This window comes from Paramesorhizobium leguminum, from assembly GCF_003217235.1.
Taxonomy (GTDB): Bacteria; Pseudomonadota; Alphaproteobacteria; order Rhizobiales; family Rhizobiaceae; genus Paramesorhizobium; species Paramesorhizobium leguminum.
The window spans coordinates 1-18,359 of the sequence record NZ_QJTF01000029.1 but is presented as its reverse complement, the minus strand read 5'-3'; the positions used below and the strand labels follow the sequence as shown (position 1 = coordinate 18,359).

The 18,359-nt window shown below is 59.5% G+C and carries 17 protein-coding genes and 1 pseudogene; 10 read left to right on the top strand and 8 right to left on the bottom strand.

The window, feature by feature from the left end; genetic code table 11:
- Positions 1–7: 7 nt before the first annotated feature.
- Together C7477_RS17150 and C7477_RS17145 are read left to right on the top strand one after the other, a co-directional pair.
- Positions 8–1,096: a methionine ABC transporter ATP-binding protein gene (locus C7477_RS17150; protein ID WP_110754385.1), complete on the top strand. Its 1,089-nt coding sequence runs from the start codon at positions 8–10 to the stop codon at positions 1,094–1,096.
- Positions 1,077–1,742 (top strand): methionine ABC transporter permease, encoded by a 666-nt coding sequence (locus tag C7477_RS17145; RefSeq protein ID WP_110754383.1) that lies wholly within the window; start codon positions 1,077–1,079, stop codon positions 1,740–1,742. Before C7477_RS17150 ends, C7477_RS17145 begins: the two co-directional genes overlap by 20 nt.
- 355 nt (positions 1,743–2,097) lie before the next feature.
- Here C7477_RS17145 and C7477_RS17140 read toward each other — a convergent pair whose 3' ends face one another.
- The 3 genes from C7477_RS17140 to rpsU all read right to left on the bottom strand — a co-directional run bounded on the left by C7477_RS17140 (position 2,098) and on the right by rpsU (position 3,916).
- A complete protein-coding gene (locus C7477_RS17140) occupies positions 2,098–2,517 on the bottom strand; it encodes a VOC family protein (protein ID WP_110754381.1) in 420 nt (139 codons plus the stop codon).
- Positions 2,518–2,636: 119 nt separating this feature from the next.
- Positions 2,637–3,491, bottom strand: a complete 855-nt coding sequence (locus C7477_RS17135) for a tetratricopeptide repeat protein (protein ID WP_110754379.1) — start codon at positions 3,489–3,491, stop codon at positions 2,637–2,639.
- A gap of 179 nt (positions 3,492–3,670) precedes the next feature.
- Positions 3,671–3,916 (bottom strand): 30S ribosomal protein S21, encoded by a 246-nt coding sequence (gene rpsU, locus C7477_RS17130; protein WP_110754377.1) that lies wholly within the window; start codon positions 3,914–3,916, stop codon positions 3,671–3,673.
- Between the two features lie 299 nt (positions 3,917–4,215).
- On the opposite strand from rpsU, the gene C7477_RS17125 reads away from it, so the two are divergent.
- The 5 genes from C7477_RS17125 (at position 4,216) to C7477_RS17100 (ending at position 10,944) form a co-directional block, all read left to right on the top strand.
- On the top strand, positions 4,216–5,469 hold the full coding sequence (locus C7477_RS17125) for a sarcosine oxidase subunit beta (protein ID WP_110754375.1): 1,254 nt from the start codon (positions 4,216–4,218) through the stop codon (positions 5,467–5,469).
- 234 nt (positions 5,470–5,703) lie between these two features.
- A complete protein-coding gene (locus tag C7477_RS17115; RefSeq protein WP_110754374.1) occupies positions 5,704–6,063 on the top strand; it encodes a sarcosine oxidase subunit delta in 360 nt (119 codons plus the stop codon).
- A 3-nt stretch (positions 6,064–6,066) separates the two neighbouring features.
- Positions 6,067–9,078 carry a sarcosine oxidase subunit alpha gene (locus tag C7477_RS17110; protein ID WP_110754372.1) on the top strand — a complete coding sequence of 1,004 codons (3,012 nt, stop codon included), beginning with the start codon at positions 6,067–6,069 and terminating at the stop codon, positions 9,076–9,078.
- Entirely contained in the window at positions 9,071–9,634 is a 564-nt protein-coding gene (locus C7477_RS17105) for a sarcosine oxidase subunit gamma (RefSeq protein ID WP_245411882.1), read from the top strand. The genes C7477_RS17110 and C7477_RS17105 overlap by 8 nt, the downstream gene beginning before the upstream one ends.
- Positions 9,635–9,753: 119 nt before the next feature.
- A complete protein-coding gene (locus C7477_RS17100; protein WP_110754368.1) occupies positions 9,754–10,944 on the top strand; it encodes an alpha/beta hydrolase in 1,191 nt (396 codons plus the stop codon).
- 55 nt (positions 10,945–10,999) lie between these two features.
- On the opposite strand, the gene C7477_RS17095 is transcribed toward C7477_RS17100, so the two are convergent.
- On the bottom strand, positions 11,000–11,473 hold the full coding sequence (locus C7477_RS17095; protein WP_110754366.1) for a MaoC family dehydratase: 474 nt from the start codon (positions 11,471–11,473) through the stop codon (positions 11,000–11,002).
- Positions 11,474–11,663: 190 nt separating this feature from the next.
- On the opposite strand from C7477_RS17095, the gene C7477_RS17090 reads away from it, so the two are divergent.
- Positions 11,664–12,983: an NAD(P)H-dependent oxidoreductase gene (locus tag C7477_RS17090; protein ID WP_110754407.1), complete on the top strand. Its 1,320-nt coding sequence runs from the start codon at positions 11,664–11,666 to the stop codon at positions 12,981–12,983.
- 29 nt (positions 12,984–13,012) lie between these two features.
- Here C7477_RS17090 and cpdR read toward each other — a convergent pair whose 3' ends face one another.
- Positions 13,013–13,375, bottom strand: coding sequence for a cell cycle two-component system response regulator CpdR (cpdR, locus tag C7477_RS17085; RefSeq protein ID WP_110754405.1), 363 nt, complete (start codon positions 13,373–13,375; stop codon positions 13,013–13,015).
- A gap of 286 nt (positions 13,376–13,661) precedes the next feature.
- Between cpdR and C7477_RS17080 the strand changes: the two genes are divergently transcribed.
- The gene (locus C7477_RS17080) at positions 13,662–14,549 is read left to right on the top strand and encodes an N-formylglutamate amidohydrolase (protein WP_110754364.1); all 888 of its coding nucleotides are present in this window, start codon (positions 13,662–13,664) and stop codon (positions 14,547–14,549) included.
- Positions 14,550–14,858: 309 nt separating this feature from the next.
- The gene (hisN, locus tag C7477_RS17075; RefSeq protein WP_425373591.1) at positions 14,859–15,620 is read left to right on the top strand and encodes a histidinol-phosphatase; all 762 of its coding nucleotides are present in this window, start codon (positions 14,859–14,861) and stop codon (positions 15,618–15,620) included.
- Here hisN and C7477_RS17070 read toward each other — a convergent pair.
- The 3 genes and pseudogenes from C7477_RS17070 to C7477_RS17060 all read right to left on the bottom strand — a co-directional run.
- A complete protein-coding gene (locus C7477_RS17070; RefSeq protein WP_110754360.1) occupies positions 15,584–16,624 on the bottom strand; it encodes an alpha/beta fold hydrolase in 1,041 nt (346 codons plus the stop codon). The genes hisN and C7477_RS17070 overlap by 37 nt on opposite strands.
- Positions 16,625–16,731: 107 nt before the next feature.
- Entirely contained in the window at positions 16,732–17,805 is a 1,074-nt protein-coding gene (locus tag C7477_RS17065; RefSeq protein WP_110754358.1) for a hypothetical protein, read from the bottom strand.
- 348 nt (positions 17,806–18,153) lie between these two features.
- A pseudogene (locus C7477_RS17060) lies at positions 18,154–18,359 on the bottom strand (IS110 family transposase); the annotation flags it as partial.

Sequence of the window (18,359 nt, the reverse complement as noted above, 5' to 3'; positions counted from 1 at the left end):
GAGGGCGATGAAAATCGAGGCGGATGTGAACACGCAGGCACTCAATATAGCGCCGAAAGCCATCGGCGCGGCCTCCGGCGATACCATCGTCAGGCTGGCCGATGTGCGCCGCGCCTTTGGCGAGACGCCGGCCATCGACGGCGTCTCGCTGAGCGTCGAGCGCGGCGAGATTCTTGGGATCATCGGGCGCAGCGGCGCGGGAAAATCAACGCTGATCCGCTGCCTCAACGGGCTGGAGAGCACGGATTCCGGTTCTATCCAAGTCGAAGGTATGGAAATCACCGCGCTGGACGAGCGCCGCCTGCAGCCGGTGCGCCGCCGCATCGGCATGATCTTCCAGCATTTCAACCTGCTCTCCGCCAAGACGGTGGAAGACAATATCGCCCTGCCGTTGAAAATCGCGGGAGAACGCCGCGAAGAGCGCAAAAAGCGCGTAGCGGAACTGCTTGAGCTTGTCGGCCTTTCCGACAAGGCGAAGCACTATCCCGCGCAGCTTTCCGGCGGTCAGAAGCAGCGCGTGGGTATCGCCCGCGCTCTTGCCGCAAAACCATCGCTGCTTCTTTCCGATGAAGCAACTTCGGCGCTCGATCCCGAGACCACGCAGTCCATTCTGGCGCTCCTGAAAGATATCAACCGCCAGCTTGGACTCACGATTCTGTTGATCACCCATGAGATGGAAGTCATCAAGCGGGTCGCCGACCGCGTCATCGTGCTCGATCGCGGACGCATCGTAGAGGAAGGCCCGGTCTGGCAGGTTTTCGCCAACCCGAAAGCCGATACCACAAAAAGCCTTTTGCAGGTGCTGACGCCGGAACTGCCGCCGGTTTTGAGCCACCGGCTGAACCCGGTCATAGGCGATCATGCCGTCGTGAAGGTCCAGCTTTCGGGCGATGCCGCCCGGAGGCCGTTCCTGAACGAACTGCCCGGCGTCACGCTCCTGCATGGCAGCATGGATACCGTGCAGGGTGAGCCGGTGGGCACACTGTTTCTGAGCCTTCCAGCACACGACAAGGCGACACTGCAAAAGGCCGTGGATTATCTGACAGTGCATGGAACCCAAGTGGAGGTGCTGGGCTATGTCTCAGGCAATGCTTGATCTTCTCTGGCGCTCCTTCTGGGAGACCATGATCATGACCGGCTTTTCCGGCCTGATTTCACTTGTGGCCGGATTGCCGCTGGCGTTGATCCTCATCCTGACGGATCGCGGCGGCCTCGCTGAAAACCTCTGGGTCAATCGCGGCCTGGGCAGCATCATCAACGGCTTCCGCTCCGTTCCCTTCATCATCCTGCTGGTCGCCCTGATCCCAGTGACGCGTTTCATTGTCGGCACATCGCTCGGCACATGGGCATCCATCGTGCCGCTCTCCATCGCGGCGACGCCCTACTACGCCCGTATCGCCGAAGTCTCATTGCGCGAAGTGGACAGGGGATTGATCGAGGCCGCCCGCGCCATGGGCGCGACGCGCTGGACGATCATCCGCGAGGTGCTGGTTCCGGAAGCCTTGCCGAGCCTCGTGGCGGGCTTCACCGTCACGCTGGTGACGCTCGTCGGCGCATCGGCGATGGCGGGCGCCATCGGCGCCGGCGGTCTTGGTGACCTGGCGATCCGCTATGGCTACCAGCGCTTTCAGACGGACATCATGATCGCGGTCGTCGCAATCCTGATTGTTCTGGTCTCGGTGGTTCAGTGGGTTGGCGACCGGCTGGTGGAACGGCTGGACCATCGAATTGTGAAGCGGTGAGTGGAGCTTTTGCGTCGCTTAAGGGATCCAAGCAGCGTGGGTCTTGAAACTCGGTGGCCGACGCAGTAAATTAACGGAGTGGCTGATAGGAAGCGCTAACTCCCTACCAACCGTGTACTTTACTTTTGACGATTAACCCGGACGGTTATTGACCAGCTCGTCCGGGTTTTTCGTATCTGCAAAGTGACGCTAAATGGTTTTTTCCACATAGCTATCCTCCGTATCGGGAGCAAGGGCCACTTGCCTTGGCTGACGCGGCCATCATCGCCAGCGCGCCGGCTGGTCTCAGCGCTTGCTGCTTCTTACTCTCGATACGAGCATTAACAATAAATTTCGGGAGATTGGCAAGCTGAGATTACCCCCAGATTTCGCGGAAGCCGACCTCTATCGTATTGCCATCCGGGTCGAAGACGAGCGTCGCGTAATAGCCCATCTCCTCAGGCCCCTGATAGCCCGGCGGCTCGCTGTCGATGCCGCCTGAGGCTAGCGCCGCTTGATGGAAAGCCTCTACCGCATCCCGGCTCAAGGCGGTGAACATCAGATGCAGATGATTTCCAGGCTTCTCCGGCGCGCCCGCGGGGAGAGCCTCGCCGCTCTGTGGCATTCCCGCAATCCAGATGAATGGAACCGGCGCCCGCTCCCCGCCGCTGACAAAAAACGAAGCATCGGCGTTGCGGATCACTTCCAGTTCCAGCGTGGGCATGCAGCCGGCAAAGAATGCAAGCGAGCGATCCAGATCGGGCGTATGAAAACCTATGTGATCGAAAAGTGACATGACCGCCAATATAGACCGTGCAGTGGCGAATAAAAGGCCGTCAGGGCAATAAGGCAATATGGCAGTAGGGCAATATGTTTTCTTCACATACTGCCCTATTCCCTTACTGCCCTATTCCCCTAGCCACGCGTCCGCTCCAGCCCATCCTTCGCCGGCTTGTACTTCGGATCAAGCTGCGCCGCGCGCGCGTAGGACTTGGCCGCGCGGGCCTTGTCGCCGCGATGCTCGTAGACCAGCGCCTGGTTGGCCCAGCTTTCGGCGACATTGCCGTCGAGATTGATGGCGGTGTTGAAATCGTCGAACGCGTTGTCGTAGTCGCCAAGCGCGGCATAGGAAACGCCGCGACCATTATAGGGCTCCGGCGCATTGGATTGCAGCGATATGGCGGTCGCGAAATCCTCAATCGCCTGCTTGTGCTCGCCGCGCGCCTGATAGATCAGTCCGCGATTGTGGTAAGCTCGTCCATCGGTGGTATCGAGCTGGATGGCGCGGTTGAAATCGTTGAACGCTTCGTCGAGACGCCCCGCCTGGCGGTAGACATTCCCGCGTCCGATATAGGCGACATCATATTGCGGGTTGATCTGGATGGCCCGATTATAATCAGCCACCGCGCGAGCATCCTCGCCCATGAAGCGGTAGATCAGCGCCCGGTTGGCATAGGCCTGGTAGAAATTCGGATTGATCTGCAACGCGGCATCGAAATCCTTCAACGCCTCCTTATAGCGCCCCGCCTTGCCATAGGCCGACCCACGGACATTATACCCTTCCGGATCGCGCGGGTTGCTCTGGATCACCGAGGTGAGCGAGCCGATGTTCTCACTCGACCCCTGCGCCTTGTCGATGGGCGCAAGAATATTGCTCGTGCTGGTCTGGCAACCCGCCAGCGCGAGCATCGCCAGCGAGGCGATTGCGCAAAGACCGGGACGGGCGGACGATTGGACGGCGGTGATCGAGTGGCGCATCGGCAATTCCATTATTCCTTCCAGCTTCCCCCCACCCCGGCGCGAAAAGCACTTATAACCATGTAGAGCCCGCTGGGCTGTCGCATGAATGCGACAACCGCGATAAAAACAGCAAAAAGGGTGCGGCGACGTTGATCGCCCCACCCTTTGACTTTTCTTGGGAATTAAGCAGCCCCGAAGAGCGGGGGCAACTATGAGCGGGCGGCGGGAGCTGCTGCGACGCGGCCGCCGGGGATCAGGCCTTCGCGCTGGGCGCGCTTGCGAGCCAGCTTGCGGGCGCGACGGACAGCTTCCGCCTTCTCGCGAGCGCGCTTTTCCGACGGCTTCTCATAATGGCCGCGCATCTTCATTTCACGGAAGATGCCTTCGCGCTGCATCTTCTTCTTGAGAGCGCGGAGAGCCTGATCGACATTGTTATCGCGGACGAGTACCTGCACGTGTGATCCCGTTTTCAGTTAGAATTTCAGTTGAGCCAGGATACGGATGGAATGGTTCAAAACACCCAAACCCCAAGGCTTCGCAACGGATATCCGAAGCAAATTGGAGTTGGCTGATACCAGAAACCTTGGGCCATGTCCACAACGAAGCGCATCACCCTCCGGTTTTCCCCCTTATGAGCGAGCGAAGCGCCACGTTTGGTCGCAGTTAAGCAAAATATCGCGCCCGCAATGTTCTAGTGATAAGGAAAAGATGTTATCTCGCGGCCAAGTTCGGCAGGGAGCCAAAAGGGCAGAACATGCGTAAGTTTTCAATTTTCGCCGTCGCCCGCGAGGCGATGCGCGGACATAAGGGCTGGGAAAAGCAGTGGACCTCGCCGGAGCCCAAATCTGAATATGATGTCATTATCATCGGCGCCGGCGGCCATGGCCTGGCGACGGCTTACTATCTTGCCAAGGAGCACGGCATCACCAATGTCGCGGTTCTGGAAAAAGGCTGGCTCGGCGGCGGCAATACCGGGCGCAACACCACCATCATCCGCTCCAACTATCTCTATGACGAATCGGCGGGCATCTACGACCACGCCGTGAAGCTGTGGGAAGGGTTGAGCCAGGACCTGAACTACAACGTCATGTACTCCCCGCGCGGCGTCATGATGCTCGCCCACAATGTTCATGACGTGCAGGTCCTGAAGCGCCATGTCCACGCCAACCGGCTGAACGGCATCGACAATGAATGGCTGACGCCCGAAGAAGCCAAGGACTATTGCCCACCGCTGAATATTTCGCAGACGGCGCGTTATCCCGTGGTCGGCGCCTCGCTGCAGCGGCGCGGCGGCACGGCGCGGCATGACGCGGTGGCCTGGGGCTATGCGCGCGGGGCATCCGACCGCGGCGTCCATATCATCCAGAATTGCGAGGTCACCGGCATCCGCCGCTCGCCGACCGGCGCGGTCACCGGCGTCGAGACGACGCAAGGCTTCATCGGCGCAAGGAAGGTCGGCGTCGTTGCTGCAGGCCACACCTCGGTGCTGATGCAGATGGCGGGCGTGCGCATGCCGCTGGAAAGCTATCCGCTGCAGGCGCTGGTCTCGGAGCCCGTGAAGCCGGCTTTTCCCTGTGTCGTCATGTCCAACACCGTGCACGCCTATATCTCGCAATCCGACAAGGGGGAACTGGTGATCGGCGCGGGTACCGACCAGTACACCTCTTATTCCCAGACCGGCGGCCTGCACATCATCAACCATACGCTCGACGCGATCTGCGAGATGTTCCCGGTCTTCACCCGCATGAAGATGATGCGCTCCTGGGGCGGCATCGTCGATGTCACGCCCGACCGCTCGCCGATCCTTGCCAGGACGCCGGTCCCCGGTCTCTATGTCAATTGCGGCTGGGGCACGGGCGGCTTCAAGGCGACCCCCGGCTCCGGCCACGTCTTCGCCCACACCATCGCCCGCGACGAGCCGCACCCGATCAACGCCCCCTTCACCCTCGATCGCTTCCGCACCGGGCGGCTGATCGATGAAGCGGCGGCGGCAGCCGTGGCGCATTAGGATGGGTTTTGTTTTGATGGAATGGCCTGCATCTACCCCCCTCTGCCCTGCCGGGCATCTCCCCCTCAAGGGGGGAGATTGCGCCTTCATAGACGCTCGGCACCAATCGCAAACATTGCAGGATAGAGGCCGAGCGTGGTGTCAGCCAATCTCCCCCCTTGAGGGGGAGATGCCTGGCAAGGCAGAGGGGGGTATTGCCTCGCCGGCATTTGAAATGCGCCAGGAGCCAACCCCATGCTTCTAATCCACTGCCCCTATTGCGAGGAAGAGCGCCCGGAAATCGAGTTTCGCCACGCGGGCGAAGCGCATCTGGTGCGCTCGTCCGATATCGCCACTCAGGGCGAACTGGAATTCGCAGCCTACCTCTATCTGCGCCAGAACCCCAAGGGGGTTGTGGCCGAGCGCTGGCGGCATATCCATGGGTGTGGGCGGTTTTTCAATGCCATCCGCGACACCGTGAGCGACCGCATCTTGACCACCTATAAAGCGGGCGAACCGATGCCGGATCTGGATAGTGTTCTTGCCAATGCGGAAAACACCGCTCCTTCGGGAAAGCCGCTAATGCAGCCCGTCGCCAGTAAATCAAAGGCCTGATCCATGTCGCTCAATCCCAAGTCAGGCAGCAATCGCATCCCCGGCGCAGGTCGTCTTATACCGGCCAAGACAGTCCGCTTCACCTTCGATGACCAGCATTTCACCGGGCTTGAGGGCGATACGCTGGCCTCCGCGCTTCTTGCCAACGGCGTCCATCTCGTCGGCCGCTCGTTCAAATATCACCGCCCGCGCGGCATCCTTTCCGCCGGAGCTGAGGAACCGAACGCGCTGGTCGGTATCGAGCGGGACGCCATGCGCAAGCAGCCCAATGTTCGAGCCACCGTGCAGGAAGTCTATGACGGGTTGAAAGCCACCTCGCAAAACCGCTGGCCATCGCTCGGCTTCGACATCGGCTCCGTCAACAATCTTTTGTCCCCGCTCTTCTCCGCCGGTTTTTATTACAAGACCTTCATGTGGCCGAAGGCGGCATGGAAGCATCTTTACGAGCCCATCATCCGCGCCTCCGCCGGCCTGGGTGTCGCGCCGGATGAAGCCGATCCCGACCATTACGCCAACCGCTTCGCCCATTGCGATGTGCTGGTCATCGGCGCTGGCGCGGCAGGCCTCGCGGCGGCCCTTGCGGCTGCGGAAACCGGCGCACGGGTCATCCTCTGCGACGAACAGGCGGAAGTGGGCGGCGCGCTGAAATACGAAAGTGGTATCCGCGTCGAGGGCCAGCCCGGCTATGAATGGGCGCAGGAAACCGCGCAACGTCTGGCGGCAATGGATAATGTCCGCGTGCTCACCCGTACCACAGCGTTCGGCTATTACGCGCAGAATTTCGTCGGCCTTATCGAGCGTGTCACCGATCATATGGCGCGGCCTCACGCCGAAGCGCCACGCGAAAAACTCTGGCAGGTGCGCGCCAAACGCGTCATTCTCGCCACCGGCGCCATCGAGCGGCATATGGTCTTTGCCGACAACGACCGTCCGGGTATCATGCTCGCGAGCGCGGCACGCACCTATTTGAATCACTATGGCGTCGCGGTTGGCCGCAAGATCGGTGTCTATACGGCCAACGATTCGGCCTATCTGGCGGCGTTCGACCTGAAGCGCGCTGGAATAAACATTCCAGCCATCGTGGATTTGCGGGATTCCCCCTCGCCCGAACTTGTCGAGGCCGCGCGGAAACTTGGCATTGACGTACTTGCCGGCCATGCCGTGCTCAAGGTCGGCGGTACGCGCCGCGTCTCCTCGATGACGGTATCGCCGAAGAACGGCGGCAAGACCCGTTCCATTCCCCTCGATGCGCTGATCAATTCGGCAGGATGGACGCCTTCGGTACATCTCTTCTCGCAATCGCGCGGCAAGGTGCGCTGGGACAAGGAAAACGAGCGTTTCCTGCCCGGCGCCTATGTGCAGGACTGCGTCTCCGTCGGCGCCTGCAACGGCACGGACGGGTTGCAGGAAACGATGGACGAAGCGCTTGCGGCAGGCGAGCGAATGGCCAAAGAGGCGGGCATCGCCTCGAAGGCAACGGTCCCGAAACTCGCCGTAACCGGCGGTGCGGCCTGGACCGGCGGCATGATCGGCTCCGCGCCGGGCGCCGGTGTCGACACAACCGTCAAGGCCTTCATCGATTTCCAGAACGACGTCACCGCCAAGGATATCCGCCAGGCGGTGCGCGAGGGCATGCACTCCATCGAGCACGTCAAGCGCTTCACCACCAACGGCATGGCGACGGATCAGGGCAAGACCTCCAACCTGCATGGCCTCGCCATCGCCGCCGAAACGCTGGGCCGCGATATCCCGGAGGTGGGGCTGACCACCTTCCGCCCCCCCTATACGCCCGTCACCTTCGGCGCCATCGTCAACCATGCGCGGCACGAACTCTTCGACCCGACACGCCGCACGCCGATCCATGCCTGGCATGAAGCGCATGGCGCGGTCTTCGAGGATGTCGGCCAGTGGAAGCGGCCTTGGTATTATCCCCGTTCCGGCGAGGACATGCACAAGGCGGTCAACCGCGAATGCGTGGCGGTGCGCAATGCCGCCGGTATTTTCGACGCCTCGACCTTGGGCAAGATCGAGGTGGTCGGCCCCGACGCGGCGAAATTTCTGGAGCTGCTCTACACCAACCCGTGGGAGAAGCTTGGGCTGGGTCGCCTGCGCTATGGCGTGATGCTGCGCGAGGACGGCTTCATCTATGATGACGGCGTGGTTGGCCGGCTGGCGGAGGATCGCTTCCATGTGACGACGACGACAGGTGGCGCGCCACGCGTCATGCATCATATGGAAGACTATCTCCAGACCGAGTTCCCGCATCTCGATGTGTGGATCACCTCGACGACAGAGCAGTGGGCTGTCATCGCCGTGCAGGGCCCAAAGGCCCGCGACATCATCGCGCCGCTGGTGGAAGGCATCGACCTTTCAGCCGAAGCCTTCCCGCATATGAGCGTGCGCGAGGGCAAAATCTGCGGCGTGCCGACAAGGCTGTTCCGCATGTCGTTCACCGGCGAGACGGGCTATGAAATCAACGTGCCGACCGATTACGGACAGGCCGTCTGGGAAGCCATTTATGAAAACGGCAAGCCGCATGGCCTGACGCCCTACGGCACCGAAGCCATGCATGTGCTGCGCGCCGAAAAAGGCTATATCATCGTCGGTCAGGATACCGACGGCACGGTGACGCCTCATGATGCGGGCCTCGCCTGGGCCATCGGCAAGAACAAGTCGGATTTCGTCGGCATCCGCGGCCTGAAGCGGCCCGACCTCATGGCCGAAGGCCGCAAGCAGCTTGTCGGCCTGAAGACCAGGAATCCGAAGACCGTGCTGGAGGAAGGCGCGCAAATCGTCGCCGATCCGAAGCAGGCCATACCCATGACCATGATCGGCCATGTCACCTCATCCTACTGGTCTGAAAATTGCGACCGTTCCATCGCGCTTGCTCTGGTCGCGGGCGGCTCGAAACGCATGGGCGAAACGCTCTATGTGCCGATGCCCGATGGCGTGATCGAAGTCGAGGTGACGGGTTCCGTATTCATCGACGAAAAGGGAGAGCGCCTCCATGGCTAAAGGTACAGCCCCCACCCCTATGAAGCGTACCCTCCCCCTATCCGGTCGTCACGGTGGCGGGGGTTTGGTCTCCATCCTCCCCGCCGAACCGGCCTTCCGCATCGCGCTGCGCGCCCGTCCGGATGCGCTGGGCGCACTGTCCAGGGCGTTGGGCCTCGAACTTCCGGTAAAGCCGAAATCATCCGTAACCACGGGTACGCGCACCGCCCTTTGGCTCGGCCCCGATGAGTGGCTGCTGATCGATACGGGCGACAAGGACCTCGCCGCTGATCTCGCCAAGGTAAAGGCGCTTCATTCCGCCGTCGATGTCTCCCAGCGCAACACCGCCATCCTCGTTTCCGGGCTGGGCGCCGAGGCTACGATCAATGCGGGCTGCCCGCAAGACCTCGCCCTTGCCGCCTTCCCTATCGGCGCGGTTTCCCGCACGGTACTGGGCAAGATCGAAATCGTCTTGTGGCGTACCGGCGAGTACAGCTTCCGCATCGAATGCTGGCGTTCGTTCTCCGATTATGCCTTCACCTTTTTGAGCGAGGCGGCACGGGACGCGGTCGTCTAAATTATTTCCCTTCGCCCTTAAAACACCCTAAGAAACCCCTTACTTGCCGTCCATTCGGCGGATGTTCGCGCGGAATCCTCAAGATTCCGCGCGAATTTTGCATTAGAGAAACTGGCTTCATGACCGTCAAAAAGCGTCTCGTTCTCAATTTCACCGGTTATGAGGGGCATCACCCCAATGCCGTGCGCGGTCGTCATATGCAGGCCGTCGCCGATTTCGACCGGCTATGGCATGCGCATACGCAAGCGACGCCCATGGTGGCGGAGGACGCCGGTTGCGGCGCGATGAGGCTCACGACGCAAGGGGCCGATTGGCAAACGCAAATCGAGTTCTGCCAGTTCGGAACCGCCGATATTTTCGATGACTATGCCAAACGACCCACATTAACCCGGCTTCTGACTGGCCTGCGGGCTTTTCTCGATATCCTGCTGACCGGTACGCTTTGGCGCTATGCCAGAACAAGCTGGCGCTTCGTCGTGTTCTTCCTCTGGCCGTTCGGGCTGACGCTCGCAATTATCGGCATGGCCACGCTGGTTGCGGCTAATCCTGTCATTATGGGGCTTTCTACCCTGCATCTGATCTGGTCGCTGCCGCTTGCCGTCGCCATCGGCGCAATCCTCATGCGCTGGCCGGGCAAGAAATTCTTCCTGTCCTACTTGCTGGACGATTGGTCAGCCGCCTATGACCGCGTCCATGGCGGCAATCCCAAACTCAATGCGCGGCGAAAGGAATTCGCCGCCATCCTTGGGCAAAAGATCCATGACTCCGATGCCGATGAGGTCGTCATCGTCGGCCATAGCCTCGGCACTGTGCCGGCAGTCGAGGCCATCGCCCAAATCAGGCGTGAAACGCCTGAGCTTTTCGAAAAGCAGCCGGTTACGTTGCTTTCCCTCGGCTCATGCCTGCTGATGCTTGCGTTCCATCCGAAGGCCAAAAGCCTGCGCGAGGATATCCGCACGGTCCTGCAGGAAACGCCCGTTCTCTGGGCGGAATTCCAGGCGCTGACCGACATCATCCATTTTTATGGATCCGACCCAGCGCTCGTACTCGCGATCACGCCAGCCAAACCACCCGTTATTTCGCGCATCAGGTTCAAGAACGTTCACAGCGAAAGCCGCTACAAACGCGCCAAGGGCAATTTCTTCAAGATGCACCTGCTTTTTCTCAAGGGAGCCCAGAAGCGCAACGCCTACGATATCGGCATGTTTCTGCATGGGCCCTTCGCGCTTGGCGACCTGGTGACAGCCTATAAGGGAAAAGCCGCCCCTCTCGATGAAGAGGGAAGGCTGAATAAGGCAGTAGGGCAGTAGGGCAGTAGGGAAATATGGGGCGCCGTGCGGTTCGGCAATACTGAAATGTAATGCTCTATTCCCCTACTTCGACCACCGCGATCGTTAGCCAGGTTGCCGTCAGCGCCGGCTTCAACGAGTTCTCGATCTCCAGCGTCACCTCGTAATGATTAACGACCCGACCCGAGGGCCTGATATCGGCGTTAGCCAGCTTGAAGCGCGCGCGCACCCGTGCGCCGCTCTTGACCGGCGCCATGAAGCGCACCTTATCGAAGCCGTAATTGATGCCCATCGTCGCGCCCTCGATCATCGGCAACGCTTCGAAGGCGAGTGTTGAAAGCAGCGAAAGCGTCAAAAAGCCATGCGCGATGGTGCCGCCGAACGGTGTTTCTTTCGCGGCCCGCTCCGGGTCCACATGGATAAACTGATGATCGTCGGTGGCGTCCGCGAACTGGTCGATCATCGCCTGGCTTACCACGCGCCATTGCGAACAGCCGATCTCCGTGCCGATGGCTTCTCTCACCTGATCCAGTGTAATTGCTTGTTTCATGTCGCCGCTCTTTCGTGGGTAGACATCTTTTTACGAATCGCTGTTTAGCAATTTGACGTGACATGACAAACCGCACGGGTCCATAACGGGAAAAAGCCGCGCCACTGTGGCAATTCAGCCGATAAAGCATGATCCTGAAAAGTTGGCCAGCTTTTGGGATTGGATCATGTGCTTGATCGAGGAGGAACAAATGGCAACCAACGTAGCATTGACTGGCCTGGCGCGTGACATGCAGGCCCGGGCCGACAGCGGCAAGCCGATCCGCATCGGCCTGATCGGCGCGGGCGAAATGGGAACGGATGTCGTCTCCCGCGTTGCCCACATGCCCGGCATCGAAATCGGTGCGATCTCAGAGTTGCGCGTACCAAACGCAACCAAAGCCGTCGATATCGCCTATCAAGAAAAAGGCCATGCGAGGGAAATCTCCACCGCCTCGGGCCTGACCGAGGCCATGGAAAGCGGTAAAATTGCCGTGACCGACAATGCCGATTTGATCCTCCAGAACGATTTGATCGATGTGGTGATCGACGCGACCGGCGTTCCCGCTGTGGGTGCGGAAATTGGCCTCCGCGCCATGGAGCATGGCAAGCATCTCGTCATGATGAATGTCGAGGCGGACGTGACCATCGGCGCATATCTCAAGAGCGAGGCCGACCGGTTGGGCGTGACCTATTCGCTTGGCGCCGGCGATGAGCCCTCTGCCTGCATGGAACTCATCGAGTTCGTCACCGCCATGGGCCATCCCATCGTTGCCGCCGGGAAGGGCAAGAACAACCCGCTCAACATCGACGCCATACCCGATGACTATGCCGAGGAAGCGCAGCGCCGCAACATGAATGTGCGTATGCTGGTGGAATTCGTCGACGGCTCCAAGACCATGGTGGAAATGGCGGCCATCGCCAACGCCACTGGCCTCGTCCCGGACAAGCCGGGCATGCACGGCCCCATGGCCACGGTGAGCGAACTAAACCAGACGCTGATTCCGCAAAAGGACGGCGGCGTGCTATCGAAGATCGGTGTCGTCGATTATTCCATCGGCAAGGGAGTAGCCCCCGGCGTCTTCGTCATCGCCGATATGTCACATCCGCGCATCCGCGAGCGCATGGAAGATTTGAAGATGGGCCACGGCCCTTATTTCACATTCCACCGGCCCTACCACCTGACTTCGCTCGAAGTGCCCCTGACCTGCGCCCGCGTCGTTCTCTACGGCAAGCCGGACATGGTGCCGCTGGCGAAGCCTGTCGCCGAAGTCTGCGCCGTAGCCAAGAAGGACCTTAAGCCCGGCGACAAGCTGGACGCCATTGGCGAATACTCTTACCGCGCCTGGATCATGACCACGCCGGAAGCCCGTGCCGCCAAGGCTATTCCCTGCGGCCTCCTGGAACGCGGAACAGTTACCGCGCCGATCAGGAAGGGCGACCTGATTACTTATGAGAATGCAGTCGTCGAGCCCGGCTCAAAGATCGCGGAGTTGCGGGCAAGACAGGACAGGCTCGTATATGGAGACTAGATTGTTTCCCTGTTTAAAACGCGAGGCAATCAGGCCGCGACAAGCATTTTCTCGATTTCGTTAACGAGATCACGCAAATGGAACGGCTTCGACAGGATCTTCGCGTCGCGCGGTGCATTCGAATCCGGATTGAGTGCGACCGCGGCAAACCCTGTGATAAACATCACTTTGAGATCAGGATCGATCTCGGTCGCGCGGCGCGCCAGTTCGATCCCGTCCATCTCCGGCATGACGATGTCAGTCAAAAGGAGCGAAAAAGGTTCTTCGCGCAGTCTTTCATAGGCGCTGGCGCCATTGTCGAAGTGGGTTACGTGGTAGCCCGCCTTCTCAAGCGCTTTCACCAGAAAGCGACGCATATCGTTGTCATCTTCCGCTAGAAGAATTCTTTTCATTTTTCCGTCCGAAAATTCCTGGCCACCCGCCACATGCCCGCTTTGATTTCACGGGCGATTCGATCCGTTTCAAAGAAACGGCTTTTTGGTAAACATCGAATGAATGCGGCGGCATGCTAACAATAGAACCGGAAACACCGGCTTGTCGAGTCGGGAGACGGGAAGAGAGATAAGGGCGAAGTCCGGACAGAAAACCGCGAGGCACTTTTCCTGGACTTGCTCTGGACATGAAGCGCGTCTGCTGGCACTTTCTTGTCATGAAGTTTCCGTTGCAGACGGTCTGCCGATGAACCCGGAGTGCGAGTTTTTACAGCTTCCGCCGCATGAGATTCGCGCACCCGCGGAACAGCGCATTCCCTTTGTCTTCGATTCCCCGCATAGCGGGCGGTGTTATCCACCCCGATTTCTCGCCGCTTCGAGGCTTGATGACCATGCGATCCGCCGGTCGGAGGATTGCTATGTCGATGAACTTTTCGGCGGAGCCGTGGTGCTTGGCGCACCCATGCTGCTTGCGCATTTCCCGCGCGCCTATCTCGACGTCAACCGCGAGCCCTATGAGCTCGATCCGCGCATGTTCATCGAGCCCTTGCCGCCTTATGCCAATGCGCAGTCGGCGCGGGTCGCTGGCGGGCTGGGCACCGTGCCGCGCCTGGTGGGCGAGGGGCAGGATATCTATCCCGGCAAATTGCCGCTTGCGGATGCGCTGGCGCGGATCGAGACGCTCTACAAGCCTTATCACACGGTATTAAGCCGGCTCATCGCCGATACGCAGCGCCGCTTCGGTTATTGCGTGCTGATCGACTGCCACTCCATGCCGGCGGGCATTCGGCTGGGGGAGGGTATTGGCCGGCCTGATTTCATCGTCGGCGACCGGTTCGGCATGTCATGCAGCAGCGCGCTTTCCGAGGTGGCAATCGAGCTTTTGCGCGACATGGGCTATGCTGTAGCGCACAACAAGCCTTATGCGGGGGGGTTCATAACCGAGCACTATGGACGCCCGGCGAAGGGCTTCCATGCGCTGCAGATCGAAGTCAATCGCGGCCTTTATCTCAACGAGCGGACCTTCGAGAAGCATTCCGGCTTCAACCGGCTGCGACAGGACATCGATATGTTCCTGGCGGATTTGTCATCTCTGCCGGATTATCACTTCGGACTGCCGCTGGCGGCGGAGTGATTATCAAGTCCGATTGGCGCTAATTGCTCTTCACCTTACCCTCTCCCAAGGCGCTCATAAGGTATAAAAAAAGACCGCCCGGAGGCGGTCGAAAATCTAGGGAGGAAACGCCCCAAGGAGGGCATGGACAGGAACCCCTGTCTGATGCTTACTCTATGGTGCGTTGCAAAATGGGTCAAGCTAAAATGCGATAATTTGGTGCATTTTTACTGGTCGCCTAAATTTTAAGCTAATTGATGTGGCTTTGCTCTCATAACAGCCAATCGGATAAAGCGGGAGGTCTTAGTGATCGTTGAAAAGTCATTCCTTATGCAAATCGCCGCGGCGGCGGCGGCTGAAACGTTGCCGCGGTTTCGCAATGCCGGGGCGGTCGATAATAAATATGCTGTCGGTTTCGACCCGGTGACGGAGGCCGATAGGGAAGCGGAACGGGCGATCCGGCAAGTAATCCGCAGCGCCTATCCCGATCACGGCATTTTGGGGGAGGAGCATGGGTCGGAAAATCTCGATCACAGCCATGTCTGGGTGATCGATCCGATCGACGGGACGCGAGCGTTCATTTCCGGCTTGCCGGTATGGGGAACGCTGGTGGGGCTGACCATCGATGGCAAGGCGCAAGCCGGGCTGATGTCGCAGCCTTTCACGGGCGAGCTGTTCTATTGCGATGGCGAAGGATCGTTCTATGAACGCGCGGGTGACGCAGGCGAACCGCGGCGTCTGAAAACGCGGGATACGACTGCACTCGCTGATGCCACGTTATTCACCACCACGCCCGCGCTTTACAAGGCGGGCAAGCGTCTCGCCTATGATCGGCTGGAGGCAGTTGTGCGCCTGCCGCGCTATGGAGTGGATTGCTACGCCTTCGCGATGGTAGCGGCGGGGTTCGTGGATATCGCCGTTGAAACTGGCCTGCAGCCATATGATATCGTGGCGCTGATCCCGATCATCGAAAAGGCCGGCGGGGTGGTTACCCGCTGGGATGGCGGACCGGCAGAAACGGCCGGTGATATTCTCGCCGCCGCCACGCCGGAGCTTCACCGTGCCGCGCTCGATTTGCTCAACTCCGGCTGAGCCGACTTTTTGCGAGCGTCAACTTTTGATGCCGGCAAATGTTCGATATCGATTTCATTCGATCCGGGCACGAACGCGTCGAAGGCGGCCAGCAATTGCTCGCGGAAAAAATCGGCTTCCTGCAGGATCTCATGGCGCGCGCCATCGATGGTGAGAAGCGCGCCATTGCGCAGGCGTGCCGCGAACCGCTCTGTTGCCAATGTCGAGACGACACGATCCGCCCCGGCGGCGACAATGAGGGTCGGGATGTTGAAATTCATTGCGAAAGCGCGGGTGTTTATCCGTTCAATGGCTTGAAGCGCCGCTGAAACCCAGCGCGCCGTCGGGCCGGCAAGACCCAATTGCGGCCAGCGGCGCACGGTTTCGGCATTGCGCGTATAGCGGCGAGGATCGCTGGTCAACGGATTGCCGGCAAAAGGGCTGGCCGCGCCCAAGCGCCGCCGCCGGCCATTGGCGTAATATCGCCCAAGCCCAATCAGCCCCAGCGTACCGGTAGCCAGGCGAATACCGCCAAGTTCAAGCCGGGAGCGGGGGAGACCCAGAAAGGGAGAAACCAGCACCATCCGGCGGATATGGCGGGCGAGAACCGGTGCGCCGAGCAGAGCTATGAGCCCTCCCGTCGAATGGGCGAGAATGTAGTAGGGCGGCGGGCAATGCGGCAGGACAAGGCTATTCAAGACCTTCTCCAGATCAAGAACATAGTCATCGAAACTGTCGACATGGCCACGTAGCGTATCGCGAAGCATTCGGCTCGATCCGCCTTGGCCCCGCCAGTCGAAACTCACCACCGTGAGGCCACCCGCGGCGAGATCGGCGATGGTCTCGTAATATTTCTCGATGTATTCGTTGCGGCCTTGGAGCAGCAGGACGGTGCCGCGCGGCGAGCCGCCGGCGCCTTGCGTGATCGCATAGCGCAGCACTTTGCCATCCTTAGTCTCCAGCGTTCCGGACCGGGTATCGGCAGGGACCCGGTTGATATCGCTCTCGAAGAGATAGTCAGTCATGCGGCTTCGCCAATGGCGCCCCGGATCGGCAGGATTAGCCATCGTAAAACCGACCCATAGACAGGTCAAATGGCAAAACGCTTTCCGCCGGGCTGGAAGAGGCGCGCTCAGGCCTTTTTCAAACTGATTATAAGATCGGGATTCTGAAAGTCAGACACAATTGTCCAGCCATTTATTGCCCCTTGCTTCCAAACCTGTCCATTAATGGCGAGAAGACCGCCCTCCTGCAGCCGCAAAAATATATAATTTCCATAAAGAACACTCCCGGTCCGGAAACGGAATGAGCCGGTGTTTGCGCCCTCGGTGGTGATGAAATTAAACATGCCCGGAGGACATTTATCATAATTGAACAGACGATCCGGATCGCCGGCACGGGTGAACGTCAGCGTTGCGGAGCCGTGTGACATTATGAAGAAGGAATTGCTGACCGTGACCGCGTCGGTCCCTATCTCCATCGTCGCATTATCTTCGATGCGAATATCGCTGCCGGTCAGCGATATGGTCTTTGCCGCCAACCGAGCCGTCGAGGATGATTGGCAATTTATGGTTACGTCTATAAGGGTCATGCCCTTGGACGCCGATGGCTGCGGCGAAGAGGTGACCCAATCGAGCGAGTAGCCGGTGATCGGAGGGGTGCCGCGTGTCTTATAGCTGCCATAGGAAAGGAAAATTTCGTTGGCCTCGAACTTCATCATCCCCGCGCCGGAAATATCCACCTCGAATCCGCCGCCGACAGTGGTGGCTACAACGGAAAATATGCCGCTTTGCTGGATATCTATCCGCGTAGCGGGGTATTCGGTCCCTCCCAGCTTATCTCCAGCGACTTCCAAGGCCTCCAGGTAGCAGTAGCCTGCGATGGTGAATACGAGATTTGCTGCTCCTACACCCTCGCCATTACCCATATACAAGAGCGCGCCAAGCGACTTATACGTGAACGTTCCGCCCAGGATGTCGAATTTTATAACGCGGGCGTCTCCACCATTACGGCGCCCCCAGTATGTGAATACATTCTCTCGTGTGGCGGTCACATTCAAGAGCAGGCTGTCCTCGGTCGCGCCTTTCATGGTGAAGCTATAGGGCTGATCCTTTCTAAATGCGGATGGCGGACCGCTCAGAGGCGTTTGGCCATAAAGATTGCCATCGTAAACATCGTCCCGGTCCGGATGCCACGTGAAGCTCATGATTTTCCTCCTGATGAATGAGCAGAGCTTTCCAAGTTGTGCAATTTATGAGGGATTAATTTAATTAAGACAAGTTTTAATTGTATTATTGCGTGAGTCCGGGAATTCCCGAAAAACCTTCAAGGCATTTCCGCCGCCAACGTTATTGAGGGGGGAAGTGGAGGGGCTGCGGCTCTTAGTGCATTTCACTTTTGGATGGAACGATACTTTTTTGCCGGGTGCGGCAACTTCACCGTTGAGGCATGGATTCCTGTGACAAGCACAGGAATGACGGCAATATGGCTTTTGACAAACATTTCTGCCTGCAAGATGATGAAGTTTCAGGCGAAGAACCATCTCCTTCCGTCATCAAGTCAGTTGCGGTTTGGGAGCGATTTGGTCACGGATGCGGGCGTTTGCGCGGATGATGATCTTTCGCATGATGGCTGCAAGAGCGAGGCGCTTTGGCTTCCCGGCTTTGAGGAATGCCTTGTATGCCGCGGCCAGATCATTTTTGCCGCGGATGGCGGTCAGGGCTGCGATGAAGAGCATCGGCCTGATGTGACGGCGCCCGC